Genomic DNA, 19,368 nt, shown 5'->3' with positions numbered 1-19,368 from the left:
TAATCTTTAACTTAAGATTACACCTGTAATCAAACTTTGCAACTATTTTATATAAAAATAATTAGTTTTTTAAAATGTCAGATTTATTTATTTTACGATAGGTATTTTCTGGCAGGCTTAGGGTGGCCAAATTAAGCTCGGCAATTTGTTCTCGGTAAAGATCAATCACTTTATAGCCACAGTAATGGGCCATTTTTCGGATTTGGCGATTCAGCCCTTGCTTTAAAATAATACTAAATTGGCAGTCGGCTACTTTCTCCACGGTGCATGGCAGTGTGATATGTTTATCAACAGGCACACCATTTGCCATTTTTTGGCTAAAGCCATCATTAAGCGGTTTATCAACAGTGACTAAATAACGTTTTGGCTGGTGGAAGTCAGGATGGATCAGCTGATTACAAAATTCACCATCATTAGTCAGTATTAACAGACCACGAGAATCTTTATCTAGCCTGCCAATGGGGTATACGCGGGTGTCTGTTGGTAGATGGTGAATTAAGCTGCTAGGGTCATGTTGATTGAGTTTACAATCAATTCCTACCGGTTTGTGATAGGCATAATAAACGCGCGTTGCTTTACCTTGTACGCGCGTGTTATTGACGCGTATATCGTCGTTATCATCAACGTGATCAATATGATTGGCTGGGCGGTTATTTACGCTCACCACACCTTCATCAATCAGCCGCGAGGCTTGTTTACGAGAACAAACGCCAGCATGGGCAAGGTATTTAGCTAGACGAGTTTTCTCGCTCATAAATTAAGTCGCTTCGGTTTAAATTGATCAAAGTATATCAAAGCAACGTACAGATAACTTAATCCACTGTAAAAAGGGTTTCACCATGGCGATAAAATTATCAGAACTTAAAAACCATCAGCCTTTGCAAAAAGTTATTGTTCACTCATTGGAAATGGCTTTATACCAAGTGTCGGTGATGATCAACAATGTTGAGTATTATGTAACGGATGAGCAGGGGGAGTTTATTCGTGGCTTAAGCCCATTGCATATTCAAAAACGACTCGACCACCTTAGTTATGCGCAAATGGTATTGCGTCATACCAGCGCATACGATGAAATGTGTGGCCAGCCTGAAAAAGTGGGCAGTAATATGCTTGAGGTGCCTTACGGTAAAAATCATTTATATTAACTTATTAGTCATTTAAACTGACCTTTTAACTTGGTAAAAAAGCGACCATGTATCAGTTTGAAAATGATGATTCACAGGTATTAGAACAGTTATTGCGTGAGCAAATAGTTGCTTATAATCAAGCTCACTTTGATGCACAAAGACTGCCATTGGGGTGTAAATTTGTTGATGAAAATCAGCAAGTCGTGGCGGCTGTAGCTGCTCAATTATTTGGTAACTGGTTACAAATAAATTGGCTTTGGTGTGATGAAAAAGCACGCGGTCAAGGCCTAGCTAGTAAGTTACTTAGCGCGATCGAATTAAAGGGTAAGCAGTTAGGTGCGCTGCAAGTTCAGCTTGATACTTTAGATTTTCAAGCTAAACCATTTTATGAACATCGTGGTTATGAAGTTAAATATCAACTCGATAATTATCCTCGCTCTGGCACCCGCTACTTTATGGAAAAATCACTTAGTTAGCTGTTAATGGTTCGCCATCAAAAGTAATGCCCAAGAAGGGGGTTACTTCTGGTGCTAACATAAATGTGCGAATGTTCATGTGATCGTGCTCATTAGGATTGCCAAGTACATCATCACGATAAAACGCGCCAAAGCAATCTAGAGTATTTTGTTTACTTAGTTGGTTTAGTTTAGCAAAAGCAAAAATTTTACATGAGCCATTATTTTCACCAACGGCACTTTTTAAGCCGTGGTTATTGAATGCGCAGGCTGTAAAAGTATAGTTTGCTTCAATCACTGCCATCGTATCGGCAAATGCAATGGTGTGTGGCTCATTAGCCAGACGGCTTAAAAAATCGTTGAGTGTCATAGTCATCCTTATTTAGCTAACTCTAGCTGATTAGTTTGTTGATTAATATTAAATTTAAACAACTGTAAAAAATTCATGCCGAGTAATCCATACCCACTATGGTTATCAATTACTAACACTTCAAAGTTTTCAATATATTGCTGGCCAATTAAAATTGAATCAAGTTGGTAACGTTTTGCGATTACTTGGCCGTTGGCGGTATTGATGCTTAAGCTATCAATATAGTCGGGTATTGGCCGTAATGCTTGAAATACGTTATTTGGTAATACGGTAAAGCTTGCCCCGGTATCTATCATTAGTTGGGTGTTGAGCGCATCGTTGATTTGCATATCTAATAAATAGTGTGCGCCGTATGGACGTAATGGCACCAGATCAATACCGCTTTGCGCTTGTGCTATGCGTGTTTGTAATTCAGCAACTTTCGCTTGTAATGGATGCTCCAAAGGAAAGCGATCTAATGTTGCTTGCGCGCTTAGCAGGTCACCGAGATGGTAATACGCATTAGCGAGTGCGAATAAGTAATTAGGATTTTCGTTATCATAATCAAGCCACACTAAGGTTTGATTAATGGTTTTTTGCCACGCGTGCTGCTCTGTAAGCGTTTTTATTTGTGCCATGGTCAATTGTATTAAACGCATATTAATGGCTGCTTGCTGGCTTTCATTGGCAAGTGATTGCAATGATAATAACGCAACAATAGCTTGGTGTAGCTGCTGGTTTTTCACTAAACGTTCGGCATCAAGCTGTAACATATTTATATCGTATGGATAGCTATTTAAAAATAATTGCAAAAAAGTCTCAGCAACTGTGAGCTCATTATTTTTTAACCAGTTATCGAGTTTATCTAACCATAAAAAGTAAAGTTGTTCAGCTTGTAATGGCTGGCTTGTAGTTAATGCTTGGTAGCTGGCTAAGGCAGCCGTAAACTGTCGCTGATTAAATTGCTGTAGAGCTTGCTGATAGAGTGATTGCTGATTGTTTTCAACGATAACTGATGGCGACAATTTAACGGCTGCTTGTGGGGCTGTTGCTTGCTGTTGTGGCCACAATAAATAGCCATTAAGTGCCACTGATAGCAGTAGCAGCAGCGTGATAAATTTAGTAACAGCAGTCCCTTTCATTGCTCGCTCCTAGAATATTATGGCTGGCTTAAAAAGTGTTTAAGCGCTTGAATATCAGTTATTTCAATATCGGCTAAGCCTTTGTAGGCATATTTAGCTGGTTGGTCATTTAACCAAAGTGACTGACAACCCGCATTATGCGCACCTTGTACATCGGTGTCTAAACTATCACCAATGTGCAAAATGTGCTGGGTTGGGACGCCAAGCGCGGCGGCGGCCTGTTCAAACATCGTGGTATGAGGTTTAGCTTTACCGTGAATACCTGCTTGTAAAACCAGTTCAAATACACCATTTAAGTTAAAACGTTCAATTTCTACATTACCATTGGTAATAGCAATTAAGCGATAGCGTTTACTCAGTTGTGAAAGTAAATCGAGCACTTTATCATCCACTACAATTTGGCTGCGGGCATCAGCAAATGCTTGATAAGCATTATTAGCATGGTGTTCGAGCTCTGCGTTTTGATAACCGAGCTTTGCCAGTGCTGTACGCAGAGTGCTTTTGCGCCACTGCGTAACATTGTCGACTAACTCGGGGTTATCAAGTAGCGCCTGCTCACGGCACTGTTGCCAATAGTCTTTACCTTGTGCTTGCCAGTTTGGCAATGCATTTAGATAATTTATCTGTGCTTGAACGGCTGCTGTAATTATCGGATGGTTATTGTATAAGGTGTCGTCTAAGTCAAAACTCAATACGGTAAAAGGTGAAATGGCACGATTAAAGCGGATCATATAAGCTCCTTGCTAGTCGGTATTTGAACGTTTTTTAGCGCGAGGGTGCGTGTTGTCATACACTTTAGCTAAATGCTGAAAATCTAAATGGGTATACACTTGGGTGGCCGATAAACTGCTGTGACCCAGTAACTCTTGTACTGCTCGCAAGTCACCCGATGATTCTAAAATATGTGATGCAAATGAATGGCGTAATTTATGTGGGTGTACTTGGCTGCTAATACCTTGTTTTATTCCCCACTCTTGCATGCGAAGTCGAACGTGACGTGCTGAAATACGGCACTTTTTGCTACTGACAAATACTGCAATTTCTTCTGGATGAGCAAATTGAGGGCGTAGTTTAAGCCATTTATTTAATGATTCTAGCGCTTTGCCTCCCACTGGTAACAGGCGTTCTTTGTTGCCCTTACCGCGGACTAATATTTCCCCCGCACTGCGATTTATATCTTGTATATTGGCACCAACTAACTCACTAATTCGTAAGCCAGACGAATACATCAGCTCCATCATCGCCTGATCGCGAACTGCAAGAGGATCATCATCGTGAATATCAAGTAACCGTGCCATTTGGTCTACATCAAGGTTTTTAGGCAGGGGTTTGGCAAACTTGGGGCCTTTGATTGCTTCTGCCGGATTATGATAATGGTTTTGTTGACTGTTATCTTTGGTCTTTAAAAACTTATACAAACTGCGAATGCAGCTGAGCTTTAAACTAATCGTACGGCCACTTAGTTGCTTGCTTCTAAGCTGCATGCTGTAACGGCGTATATGCTCACCCTGTACGCTTGACCAATCATTACACAGTTTGCTGAAATACAATGCAGCGAAGTTAAGTTGGCTGGTGTACTGGCTGATAGTGTGTGGTGAGTATTGTCTTTCGAAGCGCAGATAATCACTAAATAATAGGATTGGCGTGCGCCACTTATCGCTTAGTTTGTCACATAATTGATCAACATTTGGCGGCTGCTGCTCGCTCATGCCCGCTCTAGTTCCAATTCCAACAGTCTAAGTTGCAGTGAGCGAACAAACTCAAGTACAAATAAACTATCTTTTGCCGGTTCGAAGTGGTTTGCATCATCACTGCCAAAGGCCAAAATAGCGATAGGGTGCTGACTGTTACCAATTAAATAGAGCGCAGTTGATTGTGTAGCAGGGCTGAACAGTAAATCTCGCTCTTGCTGATTTACGCGACCTAGATAAACGCCATTATGCTCTAAGCGGTGTTCAATTAGTTGCGCAAACTTTTTATCATACTTAAGCAAGTGGCATTCATTAATCGCCGGATTAGTACAAATAATATTGCGTAAGTTTATTGCTAAAGTTTTAAAGTCGTAGTTAGTCCAAAGCTGGCGATGACACTCGCTGAACAAGCTATAAATTAGCTCATTTTCTTTTGCGTGCTTAATTAAGCTGTCAATTTTGCTTTTCAACATGGTGTTGTGTTCACGCAATTGACGCTGTTGAATATGCACTAATGAGGTTGCGCCTTGCGCTTGCTGCAGCTCAAGTTGGGCTAATAGTGCTGGATTTTGAGCTAAAAACAATGGGTTTTGTTGTAAAAACTCACTCACTTGCTCACTAGTTACTTTGTCGTTTGAGTTACTCATAAAGCGACCTGCCCATCAAATACATGCTCTGCAGGGCCAGTCATTCGCACTGGATGGCCTTCACCTTGCCAGCGAATTTGCAAACTACCGCCCGGTAAATCGACCTGTACTGTGGTGGATAATTTACTTTGAATTTGGCCAATTACCATTGCTGCACATGCGCCTGTACCGCAGGCGAGCGTTTCGTTAACGCCACGTTCCCAAACTCGCAATTTAATATGCTCAGAATTAATCACTTGCATAAAGCCCACGTTAACGCGCTGTGGAAAACGTTCATGATTTTCAAGTAGCGGGCCTAAAGTGCTGACGTCAGCTGTCTCTATATCATCAACTTCAAGTACACAATGTGGGTTACCCATTGATACTGCACCACTAAATACGGTGTGTTCTTCTGCTCGAATAATATAAGTCAGTTCACGCTTAGTCGCTTTGAGTGGAATTTTGCTCGGTTCGAAATTAGGGTGACCCATGTTGACGGTGACTTGGCCATCTTTTTCGATGTATAAGGTTAAATTACCTGATTTGGTAGATACGGTGACTTTATGTTTATTAGTAAGGCCTTTCATCCGTACAAAACGGGCAAAACACCGAGCACCATTGCCGCATTGTTCTACTTCGTTACCGTCAGCATTAAAAATACGATAATGGAAATCAAGATCGGGAGAATAAGGCGCTTCAACCATTAATAGTTGGTCAAAGCCGATGCCGAAATGGCGATCTGCCAGTTTTTTTATTTGGTCTCGTGACAAGAAAACGTTTTGTGTAATGTTATCAATTACAACAAAATCGTTGCCCAGGCCGTGCATTTTTGAAAAATTAACTAACATAGCGCTCTAATTCGGGTTGCTCTGCGCTAATCATGCCACAGAGCAGCCTCGTTACAAAAAGTTTATGGTAAAATTTTCTCGCCTTGCCATAGACTTTCCAGAGTTTCACGCGCGCGGATCAAATGACTCTGCTCGCCATCGACCATGATCTCTGCCACACGTGGCCGTGAGTTATAATTTGAGCTCATGGTAAAGCCGTAGGCACCAGCGCTGCGCTGGGCAAGTAAATCACCTTGTTGTAAGGCTAACAGGCGATCTTTACCTAAAAAGTCACCGGTTTCACACACCGGACCGACAATATCAAAGTTGTATGTGGGTGTGTCGTCATTACGAGGCGTTACCGGCACAATTTTTTGCCATGCTTGATATAAAGCAGGGCGCAACATATCGTTCATACCGGCATCAACGATTGCAAAAAACTTATCTTGGTTTTGTTTTATAAACTCAACTTTTGTAACCAAAATACCCGCATTGGCAGCAATCGCACGGCCCGGTTCAAAAATAAGCTCTAAGTGCTGATAATCAGTTAAACGATCGGTGATATGTGCCACATATTCACTTGGATGCGGTGGCGCTTCGCCATTGTATGGTACGCCTAAACCGCCGCCAATATCTAAATGGCTGAGTTCAATACCGTTGGCTTTTAAATCGTCAATTAGAGCCAGTACTTTGTCTAGTGCTTCGAGAAATGGTTTGATTTCAGTCAGCTGTGAGCCAATGTGACAATCAACCCCGGTGATTTTTAGGCCAGGCAATGACGCAGCATACTGATAAACACTTGTTGCAGTAAGAATATCTATACCGAATTTATTTTCTTTTAAACCCGTTGAAATATACGGATGGGTTTTCGCATCGATATCAGGGTTTACACGAATTGAAATTGGCGCGACTAAATTAAGTTCACTGGCAACGTGTGAAATACGATCTAGCTCTGAGACAGACTCAACATTAAAACATTTAATCCCGAGCTTGAGTGCGTAGGCAATCTCGTCTGCTGTTTTGGCAACCCCTGAAAAAACCACTTTACTAGCGTCGCCTCCGGCCGCAATGACGCGGGCAAGCTCACCTTTAGAAACAATATCAAAACCTGAGCCCAAGCGTGCCAGCACATTTAAAACAGCAATGTTTGAATTGGCTTTTACAGCATAGCAAACTAAGTTTTTATGATTGGTCGCGGCCTGTGCAAAGGCAAGGTAATGACGCTCAAAGGTTTTGCGAGAATATATATAACAAGGCGTACCGTATTGTGCGGCGAGCTCCTTGACAGCGATGTCTTCAGCATGCAGCTGATTATTTTTATAGTCAAAAAAGTCCATTATTGGTCCTGTTTCGATTCAGTTGTTGATGACTGTGTTTGCGTAACTGGAGTTGTTACTTGTTGTGGTTTATTTGGCTCGGCTTTATCTTCTGGCAAATATAGTGGCCCGCTTTGTCCGCAGCCAGCTAAAGTGATGAGTAGTACACCAAGTGGGGAAAGTCGTTTTAATTGTTTAAGATGCATCTCTTTCATTAGATTAATCGTGTTGCTGGCTTTATAATCGCAGATTAACAGAATATCTAAAAAATGCAGCTATTCGCGGATGAATTTATTCCTGTTACACTAGCTGCATGCAATTCGTACCGAATATCTGGCTAAATGCCCGTAAAAGGAAACAATAATGACTGATCATGAATACCACCAATTAGCCGAAGCTCTTATGTTTACCATTGAAGAACAAGTGGATGACTGTGAAGCTGACTTAGACTATGAATCTGCACAAGGTATTTTGGAGATTATTTTTGCTGACCGCAGTAAAATTGTGATTAATAAGCAAGCTCCTTTGCATCAAGTATGGGTGGCGACTAAGTTTAATGGTCACCATTTTGAATTGCGTGGCGATAAGTGGATTGATAATCGCTCGGGCGCAGAATTTTGGCAGTTTATGAATGAAGCAACAACGCGTCAAGCTGGCCAAACGGTAGAATGGCAATCAGCACTATGAGTTTAGAGTTTGTAGAATACGCGGCAAAAGGCCAGCATCAAGCAACGATTATTTGGTTACATGGTTTAGGCGATTCAGGCGATGGATTTTTACCTGTCGCATCGCAACTTGCATTGCCTGATGAATTAGGTGTGCGGTTTGTGTTCCCGCATGCTCCGGTACAACCGGTCACCATAAATGGTGGTATGGCAATGCGTTCTTGGTATGATATTAAATCTATGGATCTAGACAAGCGCGCTGATGAAACTGGGGTACGCGAATCAGCGGCGAAGGTTGAGCAGTTGATTGAGCAAGAGCTTGGTAAAGGTATTCCTGCAGATAAAATAATATTGGCTGGTTTTTCTCAAGGTGGCGTTATTGCGCTACATTTAGCACCGCGTTTAACTCAGAAACTGGCAGGTGTAATGGCGCTTTCGACTTATATGTGCGTGCCAGATAAGTTAACTGCTGAAGCTAAACATACAGATTTGTCGGTATTTATGGCTCATGGTAGCCAAGATCAAGTAGTACCTTATGATGCAGGTCGTCATGCGTTTGACATACTTACAACGCATAACATGGATGTAAGTTGGCAAGATTACCCAATGGGCCATCAGCTCTGCGGGGAAGAACTAATGGCTATTCGCCACTGGTTGATCGCGCGCTTAAGTTAAATAGTGTTGAGTAGCCGAGGCTAAAATGAAACAAAAAATAGTGATCACTGCAAGTATGAGTCGAGAGGCTGCACCTATCGCGCCTGAGGTAACCTATCAATGGCATTGGCAGCGCATTGTTACCGTTACGCTACTTATGATATTTGCGTTAGTTATTTTTACTTATAGCCTGTTGAGCTCCGTAAATGCTGAGCAAAATGATCAACAACAACCCCTTGATAGCCCCGAGTCTGTTGCACAGACAAGCGAAGAAGACGCGCCTTTAGCATCTTCAACAACGGTAGCAGACAATACAGAGTTTGAGGTAGTCAGCGAAGCGTCGACACTCACTGATATTAATGCTGATGATGGTAATGATGCTAGTGTAGTGGATGATAAAAGTGAATCGCTAGAAATGGCGATGATAACTGATAGCCCAGAACAGCAAATTGTTGATAGTAATCAGCCCGAACAAAGCCAAGCACTTGCAGCTAATACTATTGTTGCTACAAATACCAATAATGAGCCAGTAGAAAGTGACGTTAGTGCGGAGCAACCAGATAGTTTTGCTACATCCGCACATATTGCCAGCGTTGCTCTTGGTGCAAAAATTGATACCGACAAAGTAAGCCGCGCAGTATTGACCCGTGAAGTGGTTGATCGTGAGCCCGTTAATGTTTTTAAAGCGGATGTGCGTTTAAATGAATTTACTGAAACAATGGCATTTTTTAGTGAGCTTAAAAATATGCAAGGGCAGACGGTCAAGCATGTTTGGCGCTATGAAAATGAAGTGCTAGCTAGTATTGAGCTTGGTGTAACGTCTCCTCGGTATCGCACTTACTCTAATAAAACTATTTTACCTGAACAAGTTGGCAACTGGCGTGTTGATGTTGTTGACGAACAGGGCCATTTATTGGCACAAAAAGAATTTCGCATTTTAGCTGAGTAAGTGTTTATTCACCTTTAGGCTCAGCAAAGAAAATTAATTGGACTCCTTTTATGACTGAAAACGTGACAAAAAAACCTCAACTTATTCGTATCGCTACGCGTAAAAGTGCATTAGCACTGTGGCAGGCTGAATTTGTAAAGGCACAGCTAGAGCATTTCCATGCCGGCATTACTGTTGAGCTAGTACCAATGTCGACACAAGGAGATATTATTCTTGATACACCACTTGCAAAAATCGGTGGCAAAGGACTATTTGTTAAAGAGCTTGAGCAGGCCATGTTAGATGGCCGTGCAGATATCGCTGTGCATTCAATGAAAGATGTACCTGTTGATTTTCCTGAAGGGTTAGCACTGCATACAATTTGTGAACGTGAAGATCCACGCGATGCATTTGTGTCAAATACCTTTGCCAACATTGCACAGCTACCACAAGGTGCTATTGTTGGTACATCGAGTTTGCGTCGTCAGTGTCAAATTCGTGAACTGCGTCCTGATTTAGAAATTCGTGATTTACGCGGTAACGTCAATACTCGCCTAGCTAAGCTTGATGATGGCCAATATGATGCGATTATTTTAGCTGCTGCTGGATTAATTCGTTTACAGATGCATGACCGTATTAAAGCATTTATTGAACCAGAAGAATCGTTACCAGCGAATGGTCAGGGCGCTGTAGGTATTGAATGCCGTATTGATGACGAGGTTACCCAAGCGTTACTTGCACCACTTGAGCATAACGAGACACGTATTCGTGTTAATGCCGAACGTGCAATGAATCGCCGTTTAGAAGGTGGTTGCCAAGTGCCAATTGGCGCTTATGCTTTAGTTGATGGCGAGCAAGTACATTTACGTGGTTTAGTGGGCGCAATTGATGGCAGCGAAATTTTACGCGCTGAGATCAGTGGTAAAGCAATTGATGCTGAACAGCTTGGTGTGCAACTGGCTGAACAGTTACTTGCTTTAGGCGCAGATAAAATTTTAGCTGAAGTATATAGAGACGCATAAATGTCACAGATCCTGATAACTCGCCCACATGGAAAAGGCGCCGACCTTGCAGAGCAACTGTCGCAAGGGGGTTATCAGGCGACTTTATTTCCGGTTTTGAAAATTGATTACTTAACCCCAGATAATACTCAACTGACCCCTTTACTGAATGCAGATAAAATTATTTTTATCTCCCAAGATGCTGTCAAAGCATTGTTGGCACTTAAACCCGATATCAATACTAAAGCGCAATTTTATGCCGTAGGTGAACAAACGGCAGAAGCCATTTGGCAGGCATTTGGCGTACGAGCAGCCGTGCCTAAACTGCATGATTCTGAAGGATTACTGGCTTTAAAATCATTACAGCAAGTTGATGGTCTAAATATAGTGTTGGTCAAAGGTAAAGATGGCCGAGCAACGATTGCAAAAAACTTAAAGCAACGTGGGGCATTTTTAAATAATTTAGTGGTTTATCAACGAGGCCCTGTAGAAGGTAATGCAACTGACTGGCTAGACCACTGGCAAAGCCTTGATGTTAAAGGTATAGTCATAACAAGTAATGCGGCAGTTGATGCGATTTTTCGTGAACTGGGCGCAAAACAATTAGAGTGGATCAGACAGTGCCAGTTTTATGTTGCCAGTGCTCGCATTAGTGAATACCTTGCGGCGCAACAGATTGACTCGGCAAATATACACATTGCTGCAGGTGCAAGCGATAGCGCTATGTTTACTTGTATTAGCGAAGGTAACATTATGAGTGAAGATACAAAGCCAACATCACAGCTTGCTGACCCTAAAGCAACGCCAAGCAGTTCAACCAAGGCGAGTGCTAAGGTTGCAGACTCTCCTTCGGCAACAAAAAAAGACTTTGCTATGAAACAAGAAACGAACCAAAACAACAAACAAAAAATAAGTAAAACTGGCAGCTTAGCATTACTTATCTCGTTGATTGTGGCCTCTGGTGTTGGTTTTCAGTTTTACCAAAAACTTCATACACAACAGCAAGCAAATTTGTTAGTTAATCAGTTATCAGCTGACAACCAATTACTCAGTAAAGAGCTGCAAGCAGTGAAAGTTGCGCAGCAAACCTTGCAACAAGCGCTGTTTAATAGTGAGCAAAAAGTTGCTGCTAGCTTAGCTGAAAATGCAGATAACACGGCAAAACAATTAGCAGCCGCCTTGCAGCGTGCAGAGCAACAAACATATAGTCTTAATCCACAAGAGGTGACTAGTTTGCAGCGTATGGCTGAGTTTAAACTGTGGGCTGAGCATGATTATAATGGAGCGGCGGCAGTATTAACTCGATTAGATACGTTATTAGCAGAGCATCCAGGAACTGGCGCTATTCGCCAAGCAATATATCAAGATTTGCAAGCGCTTAGCACTGTTGAGCCGGTTGCAATAGAAGCAATTTATTTAAAGCTGCACGGTGTACTTGGGCAAGTAGATAAGCTCGTTTTCAATGCGGTGGCATTACCACAAGAAGTAGATCAAAAAGAGCAACATGTATTGAGCGAAAACGTTAGTGATTGGCAGCAAAATTTAGCTAATTCGTGGCAGCAATTTAAAGATAACTTTATTAAAATTCGCCAACGTGAAGATATCGCTATTGAACCTTTATTGACAGAGTACGAGCGTCATTTGATCCAACAGCGATTAAGTTTATATTTATCGCAAGCTCAAGATGCGCTTTTGACTAAACAAGCCAGTATTTATTTTACTGCTCTGAGTCAAGCCGAAGTATTAGTAAAAGATTATTTCCAACATGATGAAGCACTAACTAAAAGTACGCTTAAAGCGCTGCAGGAGTTGAGCAAAGAGCAGTTAAACTTTAGTCCAGCTATCACTTTGCAAAGTACTGAGCAGATCAAGGAGTGGGCAAAATGATCCGCTTAATATTGGTTATTATAGCAGTTGCTGTATTACTTGCTTTATCGCCTATGTTAATAGGTGAAGTGGGTTATGTATTAATTTCGTTTAATCAAACTACTATTGAAGGGTCTATCGTCGCTTTTTGCGTGACCATTTTGGTTATCGCGCTGGGTTTGTATTTAACTTATAAGCTTATTCGTTATATTTTGTCTTTATACAGCAATACTCGCCATCGTTTTTTTGCCCGCAGTGAAGAGCGTAAACAAGCGGCGATTGAGCAAGGTGTATGGAGCTTAATTAATGGTGATAGCGAGCAGCTAGAACTGGCATTGGGAAACAATAGCGTGGCTGATAATTGGCAAGATGTGCGCTATGCGTTACTAGCTAAAGCGGCTTTACAAAATAATGACACAAGCAAAGCGATTGGATTACTTGAGAAAATATCGCCAGCAAACCAACTAAAAGCGGCTAAACTCTGGTTAGCCAGTGGTGATTGCAGCACAGTAAGCAGTGAATTAAAAGCGTTAGCGGAAGCTAAAAAAGCCACCGCGCTGGAGCTGAAATTGTATGCCGAAGTACTTGTGCAACAGCAAAAATGGACTGCGCTTGAGCAGTTTATGCCGCGTTTACTAAGTAAAAAAGCGTTAACAGATAGCCAATGGTCGATATTATTAACCACCTACTTTATGGCACAGCCAGAATCGCAATTAACCGATAAGTATCAGCAACTATCTAAAAACGTAAAAGTAAAAGCGCATAGCTGTTACTTAGCTGCGATGGCAAAAGCTGGGCGTTTAAATGAGATTGAATTAAGTTTACTTAAAATGCTGAAAAAACCAGAGCAGCATATTGAGCTTGCACATATATTAAAAGTGTCCGCCCCTGGAGACGCATTAAAGTTACAGGCGAGTTTACAAGATACTTTAAAAAAAGAGCCGGATAATCAAGCATTGTTACTGGCACTTGCATGCTTAGCTAATGCTCATGGTGAGTATGAGCTTGCTGCTCGGGTGTTCGATAAAGCGTTAAACACAGAGAACAGCAAAGAATATTTAGTACAAGCACAGCTTAGTTATAGTAAAAGCGCACAACCACAAAAAGCACTCGACCTTTATTTGTAATTACAGTTAGTTGAGGCCTGAATAGGAGCGCCAGAGCATTGCAAAATATATTTACTCTGACGTTTGGTTTAACTTTTGCTTATTTTATTACTGGGTTTTTCAGTAATTCGCTGCTCGCTATTGATGGTTATGCAGTGGCTTCGTGGCCACCATCAGGCATTGCCCTTGCAGGGTTTTTATTGTGCGGGCGACGCGCCTTAGTTGGGGTTTTGCTCGGTGCTTTACTCACCAATATGATTCATCTCGATCGTGTTGCTGATATTCTGCATTGGCAGGTTTTCTTACAAGCTTTAGCTGTCTCTTTTGCAGCCGTTTTGCAGGCCTGGGTAGGCTGCTATTGCATCGTTAAAATAATTAAAGCTCCGCTAGACTTATCCTCTTTAAAACACAGTGTACAAAGCTTGATCATTGCAGGGCCTGCTTGCTGTGTGATTGCTGCAGCGATAGGCACTAGCTTATTGGTGTCCAATAATATAATACCGGTACATACCGCTTTTGATAACTTTGTGGCGTGGTGGATTGGCGACAGTATTGGGGTGTTAATTTTTACACCGTTAATATTGGCGGCTTTTAATTACGAGCAGATGCGTCATCGCTTACAAGTAATTTTACCTTCAATCCTTATTTATGTCGTTATAAGTATTAGCTTTTATGCTGCGGCAAGTGTGAAAAAAGACAAAGATATTCAAAAGCAAGAAGCAAAAGTAGCTGAAGTGCGGTTGGAAATAAATCATAAATTAGATGAGGTATCGGCGCATTTAGCTCTGCTTTCTACTTTTTTTGCCAGTAGTGATGAAGTCAGTTACGCTGAATTTAAGCGTTTTACTACAACTCAACTTGATTATAGCAATGAAGTACTTGCCCTAGAATGGGTGCCAAATGTACCGTTATCAACGGTTGCTCAATACCAACAACAAATTCGTCTAGAAGGCTTTAATGAATTTTATATAAAAGAGCAATCACCCGAGCAACAATGGCAGAGTGTGACGAAACGGGACAGTTATTACCCTGTACAGTATGTACATCCGATGTTGGGTAATGAAGAGGTAGTAGGTTTTGATTTAGCCTCAAATGCGCAAATCCGTAATGTGATGATGATGTCAAAAGCATTGAATGAGTTGATTATTAGCGAACCGATGAAGCTTGTACAAAGCAACAATGATGATACTGGGGTATTGTTTTTCTTTCCGGTTTTTGGTGACTTAGATATTCAAGGTGATTTTAGGGGCTTTGTGGTTGGCGTTATTAACTTAGCGCGCTTGGCTGATACTTTGCAGTTTAATCATCGTAGTCAAGTAAGTATGCACTTCTACGATGTGACTGATGCGCAGCAGCGGCAACTAATCTACCGTGCATCTCGCACCGATAGCAAACTGCTGAGTGAATACCAGTTAGTTATTGGGCAGCGAGTTTGGCAAGTTCAGCTATTTGAGCCAACAACACAAACGTCATGGATAATGTACTGGTTTGCACAAATATTAGGGATGTTATTTGTTTGGTTACTGATCACTTTTTTAATCTCAGTGACCGGCACCAATATTCAGGTGCGCGAGCAAGTTGCTCAACAAACACGAGTGTTGCGTCAAGAAAAACAAAAAGCAGATGAAGCAAGTCAAATCAAAAGTCAGTTTTTAGCGAATATGAGTCACGAAGTACGTACTCCGATCAATGGCATTAAAGGTCTGCATTATTTAGCGTTGCAGCAGCAAGATTGGCAACAAGCCCGCCATTATATTGAACAAGCTGATGGTGCGCTGAGTGTGTTGCTGCGAGTATTAAATGATGTACTCGATTTCTCTAAAATGGAAGCTGGCAAACTCGATTTAATACAAGAGCCTATCGAGCTAAATCAGCTTATTGATGAATTAGTTAATTTGGTGCAATTCGACGTTGATATTAAGTCGCTGAAATTAATATTAGAACTAGATAACAGCGCAGATCTACAGCTAGATAGCGACCCAATACGTTTAAAGCAGGTCTTGCTAAATTTATTAAATAATGCGATTAAGTTTACCGCTACAGGCACAATCACACTCAAAGTATGGCAGCAGCAAGACGTCACTTACTTTAGTGTCAGTGATACTGGTATTGGTATTAGCCAAGTAGCTCAACAGCAACTTTTTCAACCATTTGCACAAGCCGATAGCTCTACCTCGCGACAGTTCGGCGGTACAGGTTTGGGGTTAAGTATTTGCAAAAAGTTGGTTGAATTGATGGGAGGAAATATTAGTTTAGTAAGTGAGGAAGGACAAGGTTCAACTTTCACTTTTACCTTACCACGTATCTCGCCTCTCACTAAAGCCGAGCAATTAGAGCCTCTCTTTGCTGAGATTGACACGAGTACTTTATCGCTTGCTGAATTTAAGATCCTATTGGTGGAAGATAATCCGCTAAACCAACATGTTGCTACCGCTATATTAAAAACCAAAGGGTGTATTGCTGATGTTGCCAGTGACGGTTTTGAAGCCATTGAGAAGGTCTCTGAAACCCGTTATGATTTAGTGCTTATGGATATTCAAATGCCTAATATGGATGGTTTGCAAGCCACTAAAGTGATTCGTGATGAGCTATTTATACATCAGCTTCCTATTATTGCTCTGTCAGCAAATGCTCATGATGATGATGTTAAAAAAGCTCTCGCAGCTGGTATGGATGGCTATTTAACAAAACCAATCGATGCCGAAAAGCTATTTAAAACCATATGGCATTACCTACAACAGAGTACTGATTAATTTTTAGTACTTTTATCGAGCGGGGCTGACAAATGACCTCAATAATACAAACAAAATCATCTAAACTTGAATTACCGATTTAAGTGCGTATGATCCGCGCAAATTAACTGAACTGAGTGCTAATTATGATCAATAAAAAACTCCCTTTGCTAGATATCCATCGCCATTTAGATGGCAATGTCCGCGCGCAAACTATTCTTGATTTAGGTCGTCAGTTCAATATTAAGCTGCCTGCTGATAATGTTGCAGACTTAATACCGCATGTGCAAGTTATCGATCCTGAGCCTAACTTAATGGCCTTTTTACAAAAGCTTGACTGGGGCGTCACGGTATTGGGTGATTACGATGCGTGTCGGCGTATTGCCATCGAAAATATTGAAGATGCGCAAGCACAAGGTCTTGATTATGTAGAGCTGCGTTTTAGCCCTTACTACATGGCACAAAGCCAAGGCTTACATCCACAAGGTGTGGTTGAAGCTGTAGTTGATGGTATTAAAAGTGCGACTCAAAGTAGCACGGTTAAAGCTAATCTGATTGGTATATTATCACGTACTTATGGCACTAAAGTTTGCCAGCAAGAGTTAGATGCCTTACTCGCGTTTAAAAATGATTTAGTTGCAGTGGACTTAGCTGGTGATGAAATTGGCTTTCCGGGCGAGTTATTTGTCGATCACTTTAAGCAAGTACGTGATGCTTACCTTAGCGCAACGATTCACGCCGGTGAAGCTCTGGGAGCTGCCAGTATTTGGCAAGCAATCAATGAGCTAGGTGCTGAGCGTATTGGCCATGGTGTCAAAGCTATTGAAGATGCCAAGCTAATGGACTACCTACGTGATAAACGCATAGGTATTGAATCGTGCCTAACTAGTAACGTGCAAACCAGCACAGTAGCCAGTTTAGATGTGCATCCACTGAAGCGCTTCTTAGATCATGGTATTTTAGCGTGTATTAATACCGATGATCCCGCAGTGGAAGGCATCGAAATTGAACATGAATACATGGTTGCAGGACCTGCTGCAGGACTGACTCAGGTTGATATGGAAAAGGCGCAAGTTAATGCGCTTGAGATTGCATATTTAAGCGATGCAGAAAAACAAGCCTTACGAGATCTAAAAGCCTCGTCTACTTATTAATTTAAGTTTTATGATTGAAATGCGCTATCTAGCGCATTTTTGCAATATCAACAGGAAAGAAAAACATTTATTGCACTAGAAGAATGGCGCTTCTAAATAAAGTAAGGATGTAATTCCCTTAAAGGACCTGACTATGAAATTTTTCACGATATTTTTTACTCTTTCGATTTTAGCAAATAGTTATTTTGTAAAGGCTGAATCATTCATACCTGCGAAACTTATTAATAATCACAATACGCTAAATAAAACTCAAAGCGCCACTCGTTTAGAAGGCTGGGCTTACGTAAGTTATGTAATTGATATCGATGGTAAAGTGAGTGATATTGATATTATCGATATTTCTGATAAAGAATATTTTACTGCACGTACAAAAAAATACTTTGAAAAGCTCGAGTTTTCGCCAGCAACAGATGGGCAAGGCAGTATTGCGTCTGGGCAAACGCTGTTACTTCGCTTGACTAAGGAAGGGATTGGTATTGGTAGATACGCTGTTACGCCCGGTTTTTATACTCGTTACGAGCAAGCAAGTGAGCTGCTTTCTCAGCAGCGGTTCGCTGAAGTCGAAAAATTATTGACCGATATGTCATCAGATAATGCCAAAAACTTACAAGAGCAGGCTTTACTTTATTGGATTCAAGGTCGCTATTATTACGCGCAAAAAGAGTGGGATAACTACGGTCAAAGTATCGAAAGAGCAGGCTATCTTCATACAGACTTACCACCATCACTTGCCTCTAAAACACTACAAAATTTATATAGTTGGCACTTATATAAAAATCAGTTTTTTAATGCTGGGCAAGCTATTAAGGCAATGACTCAATTAGAGAATGTTGAAATTAGCGAACAAAGCATGGATTTTTTACAGCAGCCTATAAATGAGAGTCTATCAAGTGATAAAGAGTTTAAGTTACAACAAACAATGCTTAAAGGGCAAAGTTGGGTATATCAGCCTCTAAAACTCAATTTTACAATTTCAATGAATGCTGAGCAGATTAGTGAAATAGCGCTAAGATGCGCAAATAGAGTAAACGATTTGACGTTGAGTGACGTTGTTAAAGTGACGTTAGCACCACCAGATAAAAACTGCGCAGTATTAATAAAAGCCAAAGATGCGGCGGTTATAAATATTACGGAGCACCCCTAGCTTAATTAACGCACATTAAACAAATGGCAATGCCTTGTTCGCTTAGCGTCAGGCATTGCTTGAAAAACACATTATTGCTGGCAGCTTAGGTAGTTATCAAACATGGCTTTAAGAATATCACTACGGCCTATCATGCCTATGACCGTAGTGCCTTCTACAACAGGGTAGTTTTTCGGCTTACCGGTTTTCATTTGCTCTGCAAGTTCCATTATGTTGGTGTCGCCGTTGACGGTTACAACCTCGGTTTGCATCAGTTGTGAAACCTTAACCACACCGTCACAAAAATAACTATTTTGCATTAACGGTTTTAGCAGTTCTTGCTCAGAAATAAAGCCCACTAAACATTTATTATCATCAAACACTGGCGCTCCCAGTAGTTTGAATTTTTGTAGTTCTGCAATTGCTGTGGTCATCTCGGTTTCAGGGGTTATATGCGGTAACTTGCGCTGCATAAAATCTTTTACTTTGGTGTTTAACATTTGGGTCTCTCCCAATTAATGAGTTATACAAAGTATGGTTAAGGATTGGCCGTTTGTGAAATTGTTTATGTTGATTGCGCTGATAGGTAACAACAATCACAGCTAA

At 41.2% G+C, this 19,368-nt stretch carries 21 protein-coding genes; 11 read left to right on the top strand and 10 right to left on the bottom strand.

What is annotated here, in order from left to right; all coding sequences use genetic code 11:
• Positions 1-61 precede the first annotated feature (61 nt).
• A complete protein-coding gene (locus tag H5182_RS09435) occupies positions 62-754 on the bottom strand; it encodes a pseudouridine synthase (RefSeq protein ID WP_145239966.1) in 693 nt (230 codons plus the stop codon).
• 85 nt (positions 755-839) lie between these two features.
• On the opposite strand from H5182_RS09435, the gene H5182_RS09430 reads away from it, so the two are divergent.
• The gene (locus H5182_RS09430; RefSeq protein WP_182732290.1) at positions 840-1,145 is read left to right on the top strand and encodes a DUF6482 family protein; all 306 of its coding nucleotides are present in this window, start codon (positions 840-842) and stop codon (positions 1,143-1,145) included.
• Between the two features lie 47 nt (positions 1,146-1,192).
• On the top strand, positions 1,193-1,603 hold the full coding sequence (locus H5182_RS09425) for an N-acetyltransferase (protein ID WP_145239962.1): 411 nt from the start codon (positions 1,193-1,195) through the stop codon (positions 1,601-1,603).
• Here H5182_RS09425 and H5182_RS09420 read toward each other — a convergent pair.
• The 8 genes from H5182_RS09420 to H5182_RS09385 form a co-directional block, all read right to left on the bottom strand.
• Positions 1,596-1,952, bottom strand: a complete 357-nt coding sequence (locus H5182_RS09420; protein ID WP_145239960.1) for a HopJ type III effector protein — start codon at positions 1,950-1,952, stop codon at positions 1,596-1,598. The genes H5182_RS09425 and H5182_RS09420 overlap by 8 nt on opposite strands.
• 8 nt (positions 1,953-1,960) lie before the next feature.
• Positions 1,961-3,073 (bottom strand): retroviral-like aspartic protease family protein, encoded by a 1,113-nt coding sequence (locus tag H5182_RS09415; protein ID WP_145239958.1) that lies wholly within the window; start codon positions 3,071-3,073, stop codon positions 1,961-1,963.
• Between the two features lie 17 nt (positions 3,074-3,090).
• Positions 3,091-3,804: an HAD-IA family hydrolase gene (locus tag H5182_RS09410; RefSeq protein WP_149982187.1), complete on the bottom strand. Its 714-nt coding sequence runs from the start codon at positions 3,802-3,804 to the stop codon at positions 3,091-3,093.
• Positions 3,805-3,816: 12 nt separating this feature from the next.
• Entirely contained in the window at positions 3,817-4,782 is a 966-nt protein-coding gene (locus H5182_RS09405; RefSeq protein WP_145239954.1) for a tyrosine recombinase XerC, read from the bottom strand.
• Positions 4,779-5,411: a DUF484 family protein gene (locus H5182_RS09400; protein ID WP_182759929.1), complete on the bottom strand. Its 633-nt coding sequence runs from the start codon at positions 5,409-5,411 to the stop codon at positions 4,779-4,781. The genes H5182_RS09405 and H5182_RS09400 overlap by 4 nt, the downstream gene beginning before the upstream one ends.
• Positions 5,408-6,238, bottom strand: a complete 831-nt coding sequence (dapF, locus tag H5182_RS09395; RefSeq protein WP_145239950.1) for a diaminopimelate epimerase — start codon at positions 6,236-6,238, stop codon at positions 5,408-5,410. Before dapF ends, H5182_RS09400 begins: the two co-directional genes overlap by 4 nt.
• A 62-nt stretch (positions 6,239-6,300) precedes the next feature.
• The gene (gene lysA / locus H5182_RS09390; RefSeq protein ID WP_149982184.1) at positions 6,301-7,554 is read right to left on the bottom strand and encodes a diaminopimelate decarboxylase; all 1,254 of its coding nucleotides are present in this window, start codon (positions 7,552-7,554) and stop codon (positions 6,301-6,303) included.
• Entirely contained in the window at positions 7,554-7,748 is a 195-nt protein-coding gene (locus tag H5182_RS09385) for an LPS translocon maturation chaperone LptM (protein WP_149982183.1), read from the bottom strand. Before H5182_RS09385 ends, lysA begins: the two co-directional genes overlap by 1 nt.
• Positions 7,749-7,896: 148 nt before the next feature.
• Here H5182_RS09385 and cyaY point away from each other — a divergent pair, with 148 nt between their 5' ends.
• The 9 genes from cyaY (at position 7,897) to H5182_RS09340 (ending at position 18,783) form a co-directional block, all read left to right on the top strand.
• Positions 7,897-8,220, top strand: a complete 324-nt coding sequence (gene cyaY, locus H5182_RS09380) for an iron donor protein CyaY (RefSeq protein WP_145239944.1) — start codon at positions 7,897-7,899, stop codon at positions 8,218-8,220.
• Positions 8,217-8,873: an alpha/beta hydrolase gene (locus H5182_RS09375; protein WP_149982182.1), complete on the top strand. Its 657-nt coding sequence runs from the start codon at positions 8,217-8,219 to the stop codon at positions 8,871-8,873. Before cyaY ends, H5182_RS09375 begins: the two co-directional genes overlap by 4 nt.
• A 25-nt stretch (positions 8,874-8,898) precedes the next feature.
• Positions 8,899-9,801: a DUF2914 domain-containing protein gene (locus H5182_RS09370; protein ID WP_145239940.1), complete on the top strand. Its 903-nt coding sequence runs from the start codon at positions 8,899-8,901 to the stop codon at positions 9,799-9,801.
• Between the two features lie 62 nt (positions 9,802-9,863).
• Positions 9,864-10,802 (top strand): hydroxymethylbilane synthase, encoded by a 939-nt coding sequence (hemC, locus tag H5182_RS09365; protein WP_149982317.1) that lies wholly within the window; start codon positions 9,864-9,866, stop codon positions 10,800-10,802.
• Positions 10,803-12,668 carry a uroporphyrinogen-III C-methyltransferase gene (locus tag H5182_RS09360; protein ID WP_145239938.1) on the top strand — a complete coding sequence of 622 codons (1,866 nt, stop codon included), beginning with the start codon at positions 10,803-10,805 and terminating at the stop codon, positions 12,666-12,668.
• Entirely contained in the window at positions 12,665-13,774 is a 1,110-nt protein-coding gene (locus tag H5182_RS09355) for a heme biosynthesis HemY N-terminal domain-containing protein (protein WP_182759928.1), read from the top strand. The genes H5182_RS09360 and H5182_RS09355 overlap by 4 nt, the downstream gene beginning before the upstream one ends.
• Before the next feature lie 38 nt (positions 13,775-13,812).
• Positions 13,813-16,506: a CHASE domain-containing protein gene (locus H5182_RS09350; protein ID WP_182735755.1), complete on the top strand. Its 2,694-nt coding sequence runs from the start codon at positions 13,813-13,815 to the stop codon at positions 16,504-16,506.
• Positions 16,507-16,631: 125 nt separating this feature from the next.
• A complete protein-coding gene (add, locus tag H5182_RS09345; protein ID WP_182735754.1) occupies positions 16,632-17,639 on the top strand; it encodes an adenosine deaminase in 1,008 nt (335 codons plus the stop codon).
• A 133-nt stretch (positions 17,640-17,772) separates the two neighbouring features.
• The gene (locus H5182_RS09340) at positions 17,773-18,783 is read left to right on the top strand and encodes an energy transducer TonB (protein ID WP_182759927.1); all 1,011 of its coding nucleotides are present in this window, start codon (positions 17,773-17,775) and stop codon (positions 18,781-18,783) included.
• Between the two features lie 71 nt (positions 18,784-18,854).
• Here H5182_RS09340 and H5182_RS09335 read toward each other — a convergent pair whose 3' ends face one another.
• Positions 18,855-19,262, bottom strand: a complete 408-nt coding sequence (locus H5182_RS09335; RefSeq protein ID WP_182735752.1) for a CBS domain-containing protein — start codon at positions 19,260-19,262, stop codon at positions 18,855-18,857.
• Between the last annotated feature and the right edge of the window lie 106 nt (positions 19,263-19,368).

The sequence above is a fragment of the Pseudoalteromonas sp. SG44-17 genome, from assembly GCF_014164235.1.
In the GTDB taxonomy this organism is placed as follows: Bacteria; Pseudomonadota; Gammaproteobacteria; order Enterobacterales; family Alteromonadaceae; genus Pseudoalteromonas; species Pseudoalteromonas rhizosphaerae.
Note: the sequence above shows the minus strand (reverse complement) of the source record. Positions and strands in the feature narration are given on the sequence as shown.